The organism is Actinoplanes oblitus, from assembly GCF_030252345.1.
GTDB classification, from domain to species: Bacteria; Actinomycetota; Actinomycetes; order Mycobacteriales; family Micromonosporaceae; genus Actinoplanes; species Actinoplanes oblitus.
Genome location: NZ_CP126980.1, coordinates 5,854,700 through 5,869,975, shown reverse-complemented (window position 1 = coordinate 5,869,975; position 15,276 = coordinate 5,854,700). Strand labels below are relative to the sequence as shown.

The window sequence follows — 15,276 nt, the reverse complement described above, 5'->3', positions numbered from 1 at the left end:
ACGTACGATAATCCGCTGTGTTTTTTCCGGACGTTTTGTTTGGTCAGATCGTGGCAAGCGTGAAGGCCACCTCGTCGACCAGCTCGCGGGCCAGGAACCCGGTACGGCCGTGGCGTGGCGCCAGCCGCTGCCCGCTGACCGCGTGGGCGAAAGCGGCCCAGCACGCCGCCTGGGCCGGCTCCGCGCCCCGCCCGAGCAGCCCGGCGACGATCCCGGCGCGCACGTCGCCGCTGCCCGAGGTGCCCAGGCCGGCGTCGGCGCTCTCCTCCCGCCAGACCCGGCCGTCCGGCTCGGCGATGTGCCCGAACAGCGAGACCACCGCGCGGTACCGGTCGGCCAGCGCGCGGCTCGCGGCGGCCAGGTCGTCGCCCGGCTCCCGGCCCAGCAGGTGAGCGGCCTCGGTCAGGTTCGGGGTGAGCACCGCGCGACGCTGGCGCAGCAGGGACGGATCCTTGCTGAGCGCGCCCAGGGCGTACGCGTCGAGCGTCACCCCGGTCTCCGGGCCCGCCGCGCCCAGCACCTGCCGCATCAGCGCGTCGGTCTGCTCGATGTCGTCCAGCCCCGGACCGATCAGGATCACGTCGGCCTTCGCCGCCAGCTCGGTCACCTGCTCGGGCAGCGACCGGCCGCCGGACGGGAAGCCGACCACCTTGGCCTCCGGTACGGCGATGCTCAGCGGGATCGCGGTCTCGTCGGTGACCGCCAGTTGCAGCCGCCCGGCGCCGGCCCGCAGCGCCGCCTCACCGGCCAGCAGGACCGCACCCGGGTTGAACCGGGAACCGCCGACCACCAGCACTGTGCCGCGGGCCTCCTTGCCGCCGTCCGGATCGGGCAGCGGCCACTCCCGCAGCAGCCGCGGAGTGATGATCTCAGGCCGGCTCGGCACGGACTTCCTCCTGTTCGGTCGGCGGCGCGCCGTGGTCCTCCAGGTGCGCGACGTCGTTGAAGCGTTCCGGTGACAGGCTGACCCCGTCACCGCACCAGGAGCTGACCGAGCAGTTGGCGATCGCCTCGTTGCGGGTCAGCGCCATCAGTTCCGGCTCGGCCAGCTCCTCGGCCAGGGCACGGACCAGCCAGACGGTGGCCTCGTGGGCGAAGAGCAGGATGCGGCCGCCCGGATGGTCCTCGCGCAGCTCCCGCAGCAGGACGCGCAGGCGCAGCTGGACGTCGGCCCAGTTCTCCCCGCCCGGCGGCCGGTAGTAGTACTTGCCCAGATGCGCCCGCCGCACCGCCTCGTCCGGGAAGCGGGCGCGCACCCCGGCGTTGGTGAGCAGGTCGAGGACGCCCAGCTCGCGGTCGCGTAGCCGCTCGTCGACGACCATCGGGATCCGGGTGTCGGCCAGGGCCAGCTCGGCGGTCTGCCGGGCGCGCAGGTAGGGCGAGACCAGCGCCAGCTCGGGCGGCCGGTCCTGCTTGGCGAGGAACGCGCCGACCGCCTGCGCCTGGTGCCGCCCGGTGGGGGAGAGCGGCACGTCCGCGTCCCGATCCGCCAGGTCGATCACCTCGGCGCCGGCGCGTTCCGCCTGCGCCGCGGCGATGTTGCCGACGCTCTGCCCGTGCCGCACGATGCCCAGCCACGCGAACTGCCCCATGGCACCCGCCTATACCCAGCTGCGCGCCGGGCAACCTACCGGATCGCGCGGGCGAAGCGGGCGGCCACGGCGGCCACCGCCGCGCGCAGCTCCGGGCCGTCCTCGACGGTGAACTCGCACGGGACGGCGGCCAGCCACTCCTGCGCGTACATCGCCGGGTTGCGGGTGCTGCCGGTCAGCAGGCAGCGGGCACCGTCGGCGGCCAAGGTGCCCATCGGCGGCCGGATCCAGGGCGCGACCCGCTCGACCGGTGCGTGGAACAGCACCCGGGTCGGGTACCGCCAGCCCTTGCCGAGGTTCTCCTCACACGTGGCCACCGGATCCAGGGGGTCCGGCGGGGTGAAGCGGTGCGGTGTCCGGTGGACCGTGCGGATCCGGTCGACGCGGTAGGTCCGGACGGCGTCCGCCCGATGCGAGTGGCCCAGCAGGTACCACCTGCCGAAGCGGACCACCACCGCCCACGGGTCGACCTCGGCGTCGAACTCACCGCCGCTCTCCCGGCGGTAGGTGACCAGCACGCGCCGCCGTTCGGCGACTGCCGAGACCAGGGCGCTCGCGGTCGCCGGATCGGTCCGGGCCGCTCGCGGATCGGGTGCCACCGCGGCGTACGCCCGCAGCGCCGCCGCCTGCCGCCCGATCCCCTCCGGCAACGCCCGGATCACCTTCCCGAGCGCCGCGCCGACCAGCTCGTCGGCGTTGCTGGCGTCGAGCACCGCCATGACCAGGCCGAGCGCCTGCTCCTCGGTGAACACCACGGGTGGCAGCCGGGTCCCGCGCCCCAGCCGGTAGCCGCCGTGCGGCCCGCGCACCGACTCCACCGGGATGCCGGCCTCCCGCAGGATCTCGACGTAGCGCCGGGCCGCCCGCTCGGTCACCGCCAGCGAGGCGGCCAGCTGCTCCGCCGTCGTCCCGGGCCGCGCCCGGAGGATCTCCAGGGTGCGCAGCGCCCGCGCGGTGGGGCTGGATCCGGTCGGCACGCGCCGAACGTACCGGAAGCCGATCGTCCGGAACAGCCTCTAGGTTGGCTTCCCATGAGTGCTGAACGAATCGTTCTCGTCGGTGGCCTGTGGCTGGACCCGTCGGTGTGGACCGAGGTGATCGCCGGGCTGGACGCGCGGGGCCGCGAGGCGGTGCCGGTGCACCTGCCGACCGGCCGGGAGGCCACCCTGGCCGACCAGCTCGCCGCGGTGCTGGCGGCGGTCGACGCGGCCCCCGGCCCGGTGACCGTGGTGGGGCATTCCGCAGCCTGCGGCCTGGCCTGGCTGGCCGCCGACGCCCGCCCCGGCCGGGTGGCACGGGTCGCCATGATCGGCGGTTTTCCGGGCGCGGACGGCGCTGCCTACGCCGACTTCTTCCCGATCGCCGACGGCGTCATGCCGTTCCCGGGCTGGGCCCCGTTCGACGGCGCCGACGCCGCCGACCTGGACGAGCAAGGCCGCCGGGCCTTCGCCGACGCGGCCGTCCCGGTGCCCGAGGCGGTGGCGCGCGGCACGGTGCGCTATGCCGACGAGCGACGGTACGACGTACCGGTCACCCTGATCTGCCCGGAGTACACCCCCGCCCAGGCTCGCGAGTGGATCGACGCCGGCGACGTCGCCGAGCTGGCCCGGGTCAAGCACCTGGACATGCTCGACATCGCCTCCGGTCACTGGCCGATGCTCACCCGCCCCGCCGAACTGGCCGCCCTGCTCGCCACCCTCTGACCCGGCACCACGCGAGGCCGGTGCCCGCCGGCGCACCGGCCTCGAAGTGGTTGATCATGCATGAAACGACGCTCCCCCGGGCATCCGAGCAGCAACCGAAGGGGAAGTCGATGAGCTGGACAAGCACCGTCCGGGAACGCGCCCGGGCGAAACTGGCCTCGGCGGCCAGTCGCAACGTTCCGCCGCCGTTCACGGTCGGCCCGGAACTGCAGGACACCACCACACCCGTCGTGGTGGTCAACCACCAGACGAGCAGCGCCGACGTGCTGCCCCGCGGGGTGCGTACGGCAGGCGCCTGGGCCTGGCGCTTCATCCTCTTCGTCGTCGCCTCCTACCTGTTCCTGCGGGTCGTCGCGCTGCTGCACGTGATGCTCATCCCGGTGGCCGTCGCCCTGCTGTTGGCCGCCCTGTTCCAGCCGCTCAGCGCGACACTGATGCGCAACGGCATGAAGCGGTCGCTGGCCGCCGGCCTGGTGCTGATCGCCGCGCTGGTGCTGGTCTTCGGCGGGCTCGGCCTGATCGTGCGGACCTTCATCAGCCAGCTCGACGACCTCTCCACCCGGGTCGAGGGCGGCCTCGCCGAGGTGCAGCGCTGGCTGCAGCGCGGCCCGCTGCACATCAGCGACGCCCAGCTGGACCAATACCTGGAGAAGGCCCGCGAGCAGTTCAGCGCGCACCAGGGCTCGTTCACCACCGGCGCGCTGAGCACCGCCACCACCCTCGGGGAGGTGCTCACCGGCTTCTTCCTGGTGCTGTTCACGCTCTTCTTCTTCCTGCGCGACGGCGGCCAGATCTGGTCGTTCCTGTGCCGGTTGCTGCCGCGCGACGCCCGGGTGCCGACCGCACGTGCCGGGCACTACGCGTGGCACACGCTGATCTCGTACGCCCGCGGAACCGTCCTGGTCGCCTTCATCGACGCGGTGGGCATCGGCATCGGCCTGCTGGTCTTCCGCGTCCCGCTGGCCGTCCCGCTGGCCGCCCTGATCTTCCTGGGCGCGTTCATCCCGGTGGTCGGCGCGACGGTCACCGGCGCGGTAGCGGTGCTGGTCGCGCTGGTCGCGAACGGCCCGGTCACCGCGATCAGCATCCTGGCCGTGGTGATCGCGGTCCAGCAGCTGGAGGGCCACGTCCTGCAGCCGCTGATCATGGGGCGGGCGGTGGCGCTGCACCCGCTCGCGGTGATCCTGGCGATCGCGGCCGGCGTGGTGGTGGCCGGCATCGTCGGCGGGCTGATCGCGGTGCCGCTGCTGGCCGTGCTGAACACCGCGATCCGCTACCTCGCCCAGCACCCGTCCGGCGAACCGACACCCGACCGGGAGCCGCCGGGCACCGAACCCACCGACGACGACGCGGCGGAGGCGAAGGACGCCGTGGAGGCGACCGAGCGCAGCGTGGATCCGGCCACCCCGCCGCCGGCCGACACCTCGGTCGCCCCGGCGCGGGGCTGACCCGGGTGGGCGTACCGGAAAGCGGGCCGGATCCTCAGTTGCCGACGCCGACGGCTGTCATGAGAGCCGCCGGATAGCGATCGCCGCGGGCCGCGCCCTTCGGGACGGCCCGCTCGATCGCGGCCAGGTCCGCCGCTGTCAGCCCCAGGTCGAGGGCGGGCAGCGCCTCGGTCAGACGCTCCCGGGTCCGCGCGCCGACCAGCGGCACGATGTCGTCGCCCTGCGCCGCCACCCAGGCGATGGCCAGCTGGGCGACCGTGCGGCCGGTCGCCTCGGCGACCTGTCGCAACGCCTCCACCAGGGCGAGGTTGTGTGCCGCGTTCGCACCGGAGAAACGCGGCATCCGGCCCCGGTGGTCGCCCGGGCCGGCCGCTGTCCAGTGCCCGGAGATCAGCCCGCGGCTCAGCACGCCGTAGGCGGTCATCCCGATCCCCAGCTCCCGCAGCGTGCCCAGCACCTCGGTCTCCACCGCGCGCGACACCAGCGAATACTCGATCTGCAGGTCGGCGATCGGGTGTACCGCGTGTGCCCGGCGGATCGTCTCGGCACCCACCTCGGAGAGCCCGGCGTGCCGCACGTAGCCCGCGTCGATCATCTCCTTGATCGCCCCGATGGTGTCCTCGATCGGCACCGCCGGGTCGAGCCGCGCCGGCCGATAGATGTCGATGTGGTCGACCCCGAGCCGGGTCAGCGAGTGGATCAGGAAGTTCTTCACCGCCACCGGCCGGCTGTCCTGGCCGTGGAAGCCGCCGCCCGGGCCGAGCAGCGCGCCGAACTTGACGCTCAGCACGTAGTCGTCCCGGTCCCGGCCGCGCAGCGCCTCGGCGAGCAGCATCTCGTTGTGCCCGGCGCCGTAGTGGTCGCCGGTGTCGATCAGAGTGACGCCCCGGTCCAGGGCGGCGTGCACCGTCGCGATCGCCTCGGTGCGGTCGGCGGCGCCGTAGGCCCCGCCGGACATGCCCATGGTGCCCAGACCCAGCGCGGAGACGGCCGGTCCGGTGGTGCCCAGAGTTCGTGTCTGCATGGCCATCACCCTGCGCCGGTCGCCGCTCGGGCGGGAGCGGAGCGCCTGTCGTGGGAGCGCCGCTCCCTGTCCCCGCGCCCGGGGCCGGGGCAGGATGGACCGCATGCAGCGTGAGCAACTCGCCGACTTCCTGCGCCGCCGCCGCGAGGCGATCCGCCCGGCCGAGGCGGGCATCGCGGCCGGGCCCCGGCGCCGCGCCGTGGGCCTGCGCCGCGAGGAGGTGGCGATGCTGGCCGGTATGTCCGTCGACTACGTGGTGCGCCTGGAGCAGGGCCGCAGCAGCCAGCCGTCGATCCAGTTGCTCACCGCCCTGGCCCGGGCCCTGCGCCTGTCCGAGGACGAGCGTGCTCACCTGTTCCACCTGGCCGGCCATCAGCCGCCGCCCGCCGACGGGGTGGCTCGCCTGGCCCGCGCCGGCCTGGTCCGGATGCTCGACCTGCTCGGCGACACCCCGGCCATGGTCATCTCCGACCTGGGCGAGGTGCTCGCCCAGAGCCGCATGTCGATCCTGCTCACCGGCGACCACACCGGGCTCACCGGCGACCGGCGCTACCTGATCTACCGCTGGTTCACCGAGCCCGGGGTGCGTGCCGTCCACCCGCCCGCCGAGCAGGAGCGGCACAGCCGGCAGCTGGTCGCCGACCTGCGGGCCGTCGTCGGCCGGCGATCGAAGGATCCGCTGGTCACCGGGTTGCTGGCCCGCTTGCGCGAGGCCAGTGCGGATTTCCGTACGCGCTGGGACGCGCACGAGGTGGGTGTCCGCCGCGCCGACCGCAAGACCCTGGTGCATCCACGCGTGGGCGGCATGCTGATGGACTGCGAGACCCTGGTGACGCCCGACCTGGGCCAGCAGCTCGTGGTGCTGACCCCGGCGGACGACGACGCCCGGGAGCGCCTGGACCTGCTCCGCGTCCTGGGCGTCGAGGAGTTTCCGGGGCAGCCGGCGTCCGCCGCTTTTGCTCAGCTGTCCGGGTGACGGCGATCCTGGTGCCCTGTCACCACGACGAGCGGCTTGGCGACGACGACATCCCGGTGCGGGCGGCGGTCACCGTCACGCCGGAGTTTCCCGCCGGATCCCGGCTGCGGACCCGCGCGAGCAGGCCGTCCGCGACCGGCTGGTGCGGCCTTTCGCCGCTGTCGTCTGACGGTTGTCGAGAGTGAGCCTCACCCTGGCCCCGGGTTGATCAGTGCGGACACGTCGGCCCGCTGGTCCGGCACCGCCGCGAGCAGGTTCAGGGTGGCCTCGACGACAGGCGTCTTTCCGTACGCGAAGCGCAGATCCTTGGCGGCGAGCGCGACCGGGAAGTCGGCGGTGGTGCTCGTCGCCCGCCGCAGCGCACCGGCGAGCGGCCCGGCGGCCAGCAGGTCCAGCGCCGCCGCCCGGTCGATGCCGAGCCCGGCGGCCACCTCCAGGGTGTCGTGCAGCGCCCCGATGGCGGTCAGCGCCGCCGTCATCTGCATCACCTTGATCGCGCTCGCCGCCCCCGCCGGACCGCACCGCTGGACCGTGCCCAGGTGCCGCAGCACCGGCTCGGCCGCGTCGACGGCGCCACCGGCGAGGATGACGAGCGTGCCGGCCGCGCCCGCGTCGACGCTGCCCATCACCGGCGCGTCCACGAACGACACGCCGGCCGGCAGCCGGTCCACGATCGTCCCCGTGGCCGTCGGCCCGATCGTGGACATCTGCACCAGCACCGTCCCGGGGCGGAGCGTCGCCCCGGAATCGAAGAGCACGGCCGAGACGGCCGCCCCGTCGGTGAGCATCGTGATCACCACATCGGCACCCGCGATCGCCTCGGCCGGCGTCCGCGCCACCTTCGCGCCGGTCGCCTCGGCCCGCGCCGGGTCCCGGTTCCAGGCCGTCACCGGATATCCCGCCGCGCTCAGCCGGCGCACCGTCGCGCTCCCCATCCGCCCGGTGCCCAGCACCGCGATGTTTTCCATGCCTCGAACCTAGGAGCGCCGCAGCCATGCGACAAACGACTGTCTCGCATGGCTGCCATGCTCAACTAGCATGCCTCTGTGGAGACGCAACTGCTCGAGGTGTTCCGGACTGTCGCGCACCTGGGCTCGATCACCGCTGCCGCCCGCCGCCTCCGGTTCACCCAGTCGGCGGTGTCCCGGCAGATCGCGGCGCTGGAGGCCGAGGTCGGCGCCCGCCTGCTGGACCGGCTGCCGCGCGGTATCGCGCTCACCGAGCCGGGCCGCGCGCTGCTGCCGCACGCCGAGGCGGTCCTCGACCGGCTCGCCGTGGCCCGGCAGGCGGTCGGCGACCTGGAGAGCCTGGCGGCCGGGCGGTTGCGGGTCGGCGCGTTCGCCACCGCCGTCGCCGCGGTCGTGCCCCGGGCCGTCACGTCGTTCCGAGCCGCGTTCCCCGGTGTGACGGTCTCCCTGGTGGAGGGCTTCTCCCCGGCGCTGCTGGAGCGGCTGGCCACCGGTGACGCCGACCTCGCGATCGTCAGCACCGCCCCGGCCGGGCTGCCCGACCCGGGCCGGTTCGACCTGCACCACCTGCTCGACGAGGGCATGCTGGTCGCGGTCTCCCGCGAGCACCGGCTGGCCGGCCGCGGCACGATCCGGCTCGCCGAGCTGGCCGGCGAGTCGTTCGTGGCCAGTTCCCCGCGGGCCGCGGAGACGCTGCTGGGTGGCAGCGCCGCGGCCGGCTTCGACCCCCGGATCGACATCGTCGTGGGGGAGTGGACGGGCAAGTTCGGCTGCGTCGCGGCCGGCCTCGGCGTGACCCTGGTCCCGGCGCTGGCCGCCCGCATGGCCCCGGCCGACCTCGTGCTGCTGCGCCTGCACCCGGACGACGAGCCGGTGCGGAAGATCTACGCCGCCACGCCGGCGGGCCGGACCCGCCCGCCCGCCGTGACGCATTTCCTGTCCCACCTGGACGATGCCGCCCGCGACCTGCACCGGCCGGCCGGCAACTGATCATCGACGTGGCCCCGCTGGCCGGGTGTCCGGCGTGCCCGCGCCGCTCCGGAGCCCGCGACAGTCCGACCAGGGTCTTCACCGGCCCGCCGGTGCGCGACAGCGTGTCGGTCGGTGCGAACGACTTCGGCCCGCGGCTGCGTGGCCGCCCTCGACCCAGCGGCAGCGCGATGGCGGAAGCCGGCTCCGGGAACCGCGGTGTTGACCTTGCCACGCGGCAATCTCGTACCTTGAACGGCATGGGAGAGCGGAAGGCCGGGATGCTGTCGGTCGGAGAGGTCGCCCGCCGGACGGGGCTCACCACGAAGGCGCTACGGCACTACGACCATCTGGGCTTGTTCGCGCCGCGGGTGGTCTCGGCGGACGGCTATCGGTGGTACGCCGAGGATCAGCTCGCGACGGCCGTCACCATCGCCCGGCTGCGCGCCCTCGACGTACCGCTGGAAGCGATCCGGGCTCTGCTGGCGGGGGCGGGCGAGGACGAGGCGCGACGTCTGCTGACCCGGCACCGTGCCGCGTTGCAGGCTCGCGACGACCGGATCCGGCGGGCCCTGCACTCCCTCGACCACCTACTCCACTACGAACGAGGAGTCATCATGGCGATGACAGAGCCCCAGCCGCCGAGCATCCCCGACGAGCGTGAGCTGGCCCGGACGCTGTTCAATCACACCTGGACGCTGCTGGCGAAGGAGTCCCGCTCGGCCGACGAGGACGAGCGAATGATCCACATGGCGCACGCGTCGCGATTCCACTGGGACAACGTCGGCGACGACCAGAACCGGGCCATCGGCGAGTGGCAGTGCGCCCGTGTCTACGCCACGCTCGGACGGGCGGAGCCGGCGCTCTACCACGCCCGCCGGTGCCTGGAGTACGCCGACCGCCCCGGGATGGAGGTGTGGCTCGTGGCCAGCGCCTACGAGGGCCTGGCCCGGGCGCAGGCCGTCGCGGGCGACTTCGAGGCGGCGCGTGACGCGCGCGGCCGAGCGATCGCCCTCGCCGAGACCGTCGGTGACGCCGAGGACCGGAAGATCGTCGTCGCCGACATCGACACGCTTCCCATCCCCTGAACCACGCCTCGACGCGGTGCCGTCATCCGCTCGTGCCGCCACCTCCTGCTCGCCGGTGTCCGGCAGCAACCGCCGGTGATCAGGTGCACGGCAGCCACCCTCCACCAGCACCGGGGCGCGCTGGCTCAGCTCGTGCCGCGCACGGCCAGCACGACGCCGTCGGTGGCGGCGAGCCGATCCTTCGAGATCTGCCGGTACTCCGCAGAGTTCGCCCAGGCGTCGAGCGCGTTGCGATCCGGGAACGCCACGACGACGACCTTGTCGCCGTCCCACTGCCCCTCGACGATCTCGGGATGCTCATCGGCGACGAGCAGCCGACCACCGTACTGCTGCAGTATCGGCATGAAGGCCGCGACATAGCGGCCGTAGCCGTCGCGGTCGTGGATGGTGAGCTGGGCGATCGCGTATACCGTCACCCGGCCTATGTTACCGGCCGGTAGCTATTCGCGGGAGTGCTCATCTCGCGAGTCACATCGGACCTGCGGGGCGGCGGCGAGCTCGAGACCGGCCGGCACGGCGTCAGTGGCACCGGTGTCGTTTCGCTGGAGCGACTGTGCAGGCGGGTGGGGTCTCCTGACTCGGCCGCACCCGCCGCGCTGTACGAGCCGCCACCGGGCGACACGACCACGCTGCCGGGGGACGGGTGCTGATGGCGTACCGGAAATCGGCGGCGGGGCCGGGAGGTGGGCGCGGACCGTGCGGGAAAGCGGCCCGTCACAAGGTGCGGACCAGGTCGGCGGCCTTGGCGATGGTGGCGCGGTCGTAGTCGAAGTACTGGCGCAGCGGCAGCGGCGCGGCCGTCCGTCCCCACTGGTAGATCAGCCGCTGGGTCTCCATCGACCCGTCGTGCCAGCGCCGCAGCACGTCGTGCAGGTTGAGCGGGGAGGGCGACGCCTCGCCGTCGCCGAGGATGAAGGCCAGCTCCGGCACCGCGTCGACGGGCGCGAGCACCCCGTCCCGGACCCGGCTCAGCACGTCGAAGCAGGCGTCGAACTGCTCCTGCGCACTCGGCAGCTCTGGGCAGAACGAGCCGGGCACCGGCCCCTGGTGCAGCCGCTCCAGCAGCGCCGGGTCGGCCGTCTCCAGGAATCGGTAATAGGTCCCGGCGACCCGCAGCACGCCCAGGTTCCACGCCAGGTACCACATCTTCGACCAGGCGCGCCACAGGTCGAAGTCGCGGAAGGCGATGTACGACCCGGCGATCAGCTTGTCGTTGTTGTCCAGGATGCTCTGGTTCAGTGTCTCCAGGTACTCGAACCGGGCCGCCGAGTAGTCCCCGGCCGCCCGCGCCTCCAGGAACCGCGGCACGAACGCCTCGATCACCGCCATGGTGTTGCCCATGCCCCGGCTGAACAGCGCGTCGATCGCCCCGGCCGCGTGGCTCATCAGCACCCAGCGGTCGCCGACCGTGCGGGACGAGGAGAACTGGGTGCGCCCCGTGGAGATCCACGGGAACGCCGGCGTGGCGCCGGCGAACTGCCTGCCGATCGACGGGTAGCGCGCCAGGAACTCCGCCCACTCCTGCTCGGCGGTCACGCCCTCGCGTCGCGGCCAGCGGTCGGCGTCCAGGTTGAGGCCCACGCTGACCAGGTCGGACTCGCTGCCCGGCCGGTTGTCGAACGGGATCACCCACATCCAGCCGCCGTCGAACAGGTGGTGCAGGGTGCCCTCGTGCCACCGGTTCGGCTGGCCGCTGGACTCGGTCACCGCGTCGTAGGGCGCCACCCCGCGCAGGTGGGTGAAGATGGTCCGCGAGTTCGTCCGGAACCGGCACGGCTCCTCGCGCAGCCCGAACGCCTCGGCCAGCACCGACGTGCGCCCGGTCGCGTCGATCACGTAGTCGCTGTGCAGCGTCTCCCCGTTGTCCAGCGCCACCACCGCCTCGTCCGGCCGGATGTCCACCGACCGGACCCGGACGCCCTCCCGGGCGAGCGCGCCGTACCGCTGCGACGCCTCGAACAGGTACTGGTCGATGTCGGCGCGCATCAGGTGCGACTCCGGCCCGAACGGTCCCTCGGACACGCTGCACTGGGTCACCTCGAACGGCTCCTGCAGCCGCCCCTCGCGGTGGTAGACGAACCCGAAGTTGGTCTTGATCCCGCACCGGCGGCTGGCGTGCTCGGCGATCCCGCCGCTGGTCGACACGTGCGCTAGCTCCGGCACGTCGTAGCGGGCGGCGAGCAGCCGGAGCAGGAACGACGTCTCGCCGATGGTGGACTCGCCGAGCGCGAACCGCGGGTGCCGCGCCGCGTCCACGATCGCCACCGAGACGCCGAGCCGGGCCAGGACGGCGGCCACCGTGCTGCCACCGATCCCGCTGCCGAGAACCGTCACGTCGACGCGCCTGTCCATGCCTGCTCCACCTTCCGGTTGGCTGCTGCTCATGCCGGCGGCTCCCGGCGCTCGGCGACCTCGTGCGAGTACTCCACGCCGGCCTTGGCCTGGGCGGCCGCCATGGTCCGGCGGGTCAGCCCGCCGGACTGCAGCTCGGCCTGGTAGGCCCGCAGCCGCGGCCAGGTCGAGGCGGTGAAATAGGGGATCACCCGGCGGGCGAACAGCTCGTACGACCGGCGGGTGGCCGCCGGGTCGGCGATGTCGGACTGCTCGATGAGGAAGGTGCCGAAGCCGCCGCTGAGCTCCCACATCCTCTCGATGTGCCGGATCGCATGCTCCGGCGTGCCGATCACCGCGGTGCCGGTGGTCATCAGCACGTCGGCGACCGCGTCCGGGTCGTCCAGGTCGACGGGTACGTTCACCGGGAGGATCTGCCGGATGTACTTGATGTACTCGGTCAGGCCGTACCGCACCTCGGCCCGGGCCTGCGCCTCGGTCTCGGCCACGTGCATCAGGCTCATCACCGACCAGCGGCTCCGGTCGAACCGCAGCCCGGCCTGCCGCGCCTCGGTGTCGGCGATCTCGGCGGCGGTCCGCAACGGGTTCTCCGAGCCGGTACCGATCGCGGCGGACGCGCCGAACGAGACCAGGCCGGCCCCGAACCGCCCGGCCAGCCGCGGGCCGGCCGGCGACTTGAACGCGGCGACCCGGATGTCCAGCGGCCACTGGTACGGCCGCAGGTGCAACGTCGCCTGGTCGAGCTCGAACCAGTCGGTCTTGCGGGTGACCGGGCCGTCGTACCGGAGCAGGGCGGTGATGGCCTCCAGCGATTCCGCCATCATCCGCCGGGCCTGCATCGGGTCGTGCCCGATCATCGTGGCGTCCAGCGGCAGCGCGCCCGAGCCGACCCCGAAGATCAGCCGCCCCCGGGTCAGATGGTCGAGCTGCACGATCCGGTCCAGCAACAGGAACGGGTGATGGTAGGAGAGCGTCGCGACCCCGGTCCCGAGCCGGATCCGGCGGGTCCGCTGGGCCGCCGCCGCGATCATCAGCTCCGGCGAGGCGATGATCTGCCAGCCGCCGGAGTGATGCTCGCCGAACCAGAACTCGTCGAACCCGAGCCGGTCGCAGTGCTCGGCCAGCTCCAGATCACCCTCCAGTTGCAGGGTGGGATCCTCCATCGGGTGGTGGAACGGAAACAGCAACGCCCCGAATCTCATGCCTCGCCCCCGCCACCAGTGCGCTCCGGCCTGCACGGACACGCCCACTGTAGACGCTGACGAGGGTGGATGCGGTACCGCGGACGTCCTACGGCCGGGCGTGGGCTCCGGAGTCCGGGACCCCCGCGTAATCGGGCAGGTCGACGCCGCCGATCGCGCGTTCGGCGAGCGCCATGATCGCCTCCATGTCCGGCTCCGGGGCGGGTTCGGCGTCCGGCTCGGGGATCGCGCGGCTCTGCACGTGCAGCCGGCCGATCTCCTGGTTGGCCTCGACGAACGGGCGCATCCGCCGCTCGTAGCCGGCGAACCCGGCTGCCGGGTCCCACCCGGCGGCGGCCAGCTCGCCGGCCAGCAGGTAGGCCCCGACCAGGGCCAGCCCCGTCCCTCCGCCGGAGAACGGCGACGAGCAGAACGCCGCGTCCCCGAGCAGTCCCACCCGACCGCTGGACCAGCGGTCCATCACCACCTGGGCGACCTGGTCGAGATAGAAGTCCGGGGTGTCGTCGAGGTGCGCGAGGATGCGCGGGGTCAGCCAGCCCAGGCCGGCCATCCGCTCACGCAGCAGGTCCTTCTGGGCCGCGACGTCGCGGTAGTCGATGTCGAAGCCGGGCGCGGGGAAGGAGAGCATGGCCATCGCCCGGGTGGCGTCCGGGACGGGCCGCAGCCCGGCGGAGCGCCCGGACCCCCGGTCCTGGTAGTCGATCAGCCAGCGGTCCAGCCCGAACTCGTTGGGCACGCTGTAGAAGGCCAGCACCAGGCCGAGGTGACGGACGAACCGCTCGTGCGGCCCGAAGACCGTCGCCCGTAGCGACGAGTGCAGCCCGTCGGCCCCGATCACCAGGTCGAAGCGCCGCCGGTCGCCGCCGGCCAGGGTGACCTCAACCCCGTCCGCGTCCTGGGTGAGCTGGGCGATCCGGTCGCCGAACAGGTATTCGACACCGTCCCGGGTGTCGTCGTAGAGCACCTGGGACAGATCCCCGCGCAGGATCTCGATCTCCGAGATGTACCCGTCGCCGCCGTTGTCCTCGGCGCGGAAGGTCTCCAGCACGGTCCCGTCGACGTCGACCGTGTGCGCGCCGGCGGTCTCGGTGCGGGCCGCGCGCACCGGCGCGTCCAGCCCCATACGCCGGATGACCTCCTTGGCCACCCCGCGGGCGTCCACCGCCTGTCCGCCGGGACGCAACTCGGGAGCCCGCTCCACCACGGTCACCTCGGCCCCGCGCCTGCGTAGCCAGTGGGCCAGCGCCGGCCCCGCGATGCTCGCCCCCGCCACCAACACCCTGATATCGCTCATGACGCCCCCTACCGGTCCGATGTGAGTCGATGATGCCGGGACGGCCCGGGCCCCCGATCCGCCCCATACGAACATTCAGACTCGAGCGCGGCCAGGAACTGATCGCTACGCCGGGGACGAGTTTCGCGCGGCCGTCGCCAGTGCCCCGGCCGCAACCCCGCACGCCGGCGGAGCGGTGCGCCGGTGCCCAGCCCGGACGATCTGATCGCGGTCACCGCCGGCGCTTCCACACCTCCACCTTCCGCCGCCAGAACCAGCCACTACGCCCGGCGAACTCTCCCGGAACCCCGCAACGGATCGCCTGCTGGAATGCTGGACCGCCGTGTAGGTGTCGCCGTTGCGCAGGTGGGCCAGGGCGAGCAGGGCCTGGCGGCCCGGGTTCAGCCGCCTCTTTTGGTCGATTTGCTGTCTTACCTTGAGCATCGCCCTCATCGATTACCGCCCCGCGTCGCGGCATTCACGAGGATAGGGCCTGGGCACAGCAACATCCTTCCAGCTTGCCGTCACCGGCAAGCCATCTCAGATGTCACCTATCGGTGCGGCAGACCCGACCCCTCGCCGTCAACTGACTCACGAAGTGGCGGAGCCGGGCACCGTGACACCCCGGCCAGTGCGAGGGCCGATTCGGGAGTAGCCGATCATGGCAGTCTGCCCGTCTCC

The 15,276-nt window shown here is 73.1% G+C and carries 15 protein-coding genes and 1 pseudogene; 6 read left to right on the top strand and 10 right to left on the bottom strand.

Annotated elements, in window-relative coordinates:
• Positions 1 to 43 precede the first annotated feature (43 nt).
• From Actob_RS26510 to Actob_RS26500, 3 genes are read right to left on the bottom strand one after another with little or no spacing between them, the layout of a single operon-like run.
• Positions 44 to 886, bottom strand: a complete 843-nt coding sequence (locus Actob_RS26510; protein WP_284914532.1) for an NAD(P)H-hydrate dehydratase — start codon at positions 884 to 886, stop codon at positions 44 to 46.
• The gene (locus Actob_RS26505) at positions 870 to 1,592 is read right to left on the bottom strand and encodes a histidine phosphatase family protein (RefSeq protein WP_284914531.1); all 723 of its coding nucleotides are present in this window, start codon (positions 1,590 to 1,592) and stop codon (positions 870 to 872) included. Before Actob_RS26505 ends, Actob_RS26510 begins: the two co-directional genes overlap by 17 nt.
• Before the next feature lie 35 nt (positions 1,593 to 1,627).
• Positions 1,628 to 2,569, bottom strand: a complete 942-nt coding sequence (locus Actob_RS26500) for a helix-turn-helix transcriptional regulator (protein WP_284914530.1) — start codon at positions 2,567 to 2,569, stop codon at positions 1,628 to 1,630.
• 54 nt (positions 2,570 to 2,623) lie between these two features.
• Between Actob_RS26500 and Actob_RS26495 the strand changes: the two genes are divergently transcribed.
• Positions 2,624 to 3,295 carry an alpha/beta hydrolase gene (locus Actob_RS26495; RefSeq protein WP_284914529.1) on the top strand — a complete coding sequence of 224 codons (672 nt, stop codon included), beginning with the start codon at positions 2,624 to 2,626 and terminating at the stop codon, positions 3,293 to 3,295.
• Between the two features lie 110 nt (positions 3,296 to 3,405).
• Positions 3,406 to 4,743 (top strand): AI-2E family transporter, encoded by a 1,338-nt coding sequence (locus Actob_RS26490; protein ID WP_284914528.1) that lies wholly within the window; start codon positions 3,406 to 3,408, stop codon positions 4,741 to 4,743.
• Between the two features lie 34 nt (positions 4,744 to 4,777).
• Here the strand turns inward: Actob_RS26490 and Actob_RS26485 are convergent, their stop codons facing one another.
• Positions 4,778 to 5,767 carry an aldo/keto reductase gene (locus Actob_RS26485; RefSeq protein WP_284914527.1) on the bottom strand — a complete coding sequence of 330 codons (990 nt, stop codon included), beginning with the start codon at positions 5,765 to 5,767 and terminating at the stop codon, positions 4,778 to 4,780.
• Positions 5,768 to 5,870: 103 nt separating this feature from the next.
• Here Actob_RS26485 and Actob_RS26480 point away from each other — a divergent pair, with 103 nt between their 5' ends.
• Both Actob_RS26480 and Actob_RS26475 read left to right on the top strand, forming a co-directional pair.
• Positions 5,871 to 6,743 carry a helix-turn-helix transcriptional regulator gene (locus Actob_RS26480; protein ID WP_284914526.1) on the top strand — a complete coding sequence of 291 codons (873 nt, stop codon included), beginning with the start codon at positions 5,871 to 5,873 and terminating at the stop codon, positions 6,741 to 6,743.
• Positions 6,740 to 6,928, top strand: coding sequence for a hypothetical protein (locus Actob_RS26475; RefSeq protein ID WP_284914525.1), 189 nt, complete (start codon positions 6,740 to 6,742; stop codon positions 6,926 to 6,928). The genes Actob_RS26480 and Actob_RS26475 overlap by 4 nt, the downstream gene beginning before the upstream one ends.
• A gap of 3 nt (positions 6,929 to 6,931) precedes the next feature.
• On the opposite strand, the gene Actob_RS26470 is transcribed toward Actob_RS26475, so the two are convergent.
• Complete coding sequence (locus Actob_RS26470; RefSeq protein WP_284914524.1) at positions 6,932 to 7,711, bottom strand: NAD(P)-dependent oxidoreductase; 780 nt, start codon at positions 7,709 to 7,711, stop codon at positions 6,932 to 6,934.
• Between the two features lie 78 nt (positions 7,712 to 7,789).
• On the opposite strand from Actob_RS26470, the gene Actob_RS26465 reads away from it, so the two are divergent.
• Together Actob_RS26465 and Actob_RS26460 are read left to right on the top strand one after the other, a co-directional pair.
• A complete protein-coding gene (locus Actob_RS26465; RefSeq protein WP_284914523.1) occupies positions 7,790 to 8,701 on the top strand; it encodes a LysR family transcriptional regulator in 912 nt (303 codons plus the stop codon).
• Positions 8,702 to 8,940: 239 nt separating this feature from the next.
• Complete coding sequence (locus tag Actob_RS26460; protein ID WP_284914522.1) at positions 8,941 to 9,768, top strand: MerR family transcriptional regulator; 828 nt, start codon at positions 8,941 to 8,943, stop codon at positions 9,766 to 9,768.
• 125 nt (positions 9,769 to 9,893) lie between these two features.
• Here the strand turns inward: Actob_RS26460 and Actob_RS26455 are convergent, their stop codons facing one another.
• The 5 genes and pseudogenes from Actob_RS26455 to Actob_RS26435 form a co-directional block, all read right to left on the bottom strand.
• The gene (locus Actob_RS26455) at positions 9,894 to 10,184 is read right to left on the bottom strand and encodes a DUF1330 domain-containing protein (RefSeq protein WP_284914521.1); all 291 of its coding nucleotides are present in this window, start codon (positions 10,182 to 10,184) and stop codon (positions 9,894 to 9,896) included.
• Between the two features lie 298 nt (positions 10,185 to 10,482).
• Complete coding sequence (locus tag Actob_RS26450) at positions 10,483 to 12,120, bottom strand: NAD(P)/FAD-dependent oxidoreductase (protein ID WP_284914520.1); 1,638 nt, start codon at positions 12,118 to 12,120, stop codon at positions 10,483 to 10,485.
• Positions 12,121 to 12,149: 29 nt separating this feature from the next.
• The gene (locus tag Actob_RS26445) at positions 12,150 to 13,307 is read right to left on the bottom strand and encodes an LLM class flavin-dependent oxidoreductase (protein WP_284914519.1); all 1,158 of its coding nucleotides are present in this window, start codon (positions 13,305 to 13,307) and stop codon (positions 12,150 to 12,152) included.
• Positions 13,308 to 13,410: 103 nt separating this feature from the next.
• On the bottom strand, positions 13,411 to 14,616 hold the full coding sequence (locus tag Actob_RS26440) for an FAD-dependent monooxygenase (RefSeq protein WP_284914518.1): 1,206 nt from the start codon (positions 14,614 to 14,616) through the stop codon (positions 13,411 to 13,413).
• 321 nt (positions 14,617 to 14,937) lie between these two features.
• Positions 14,938 to 15,048, bottom strand: a pseudogene (locus tag Actob_RS26435) (IS5/IS1182 family transposase); the annotation flags it as partial.
• Positions 15,049 to 15,276 lie beyond the last annotated feature (228 nt).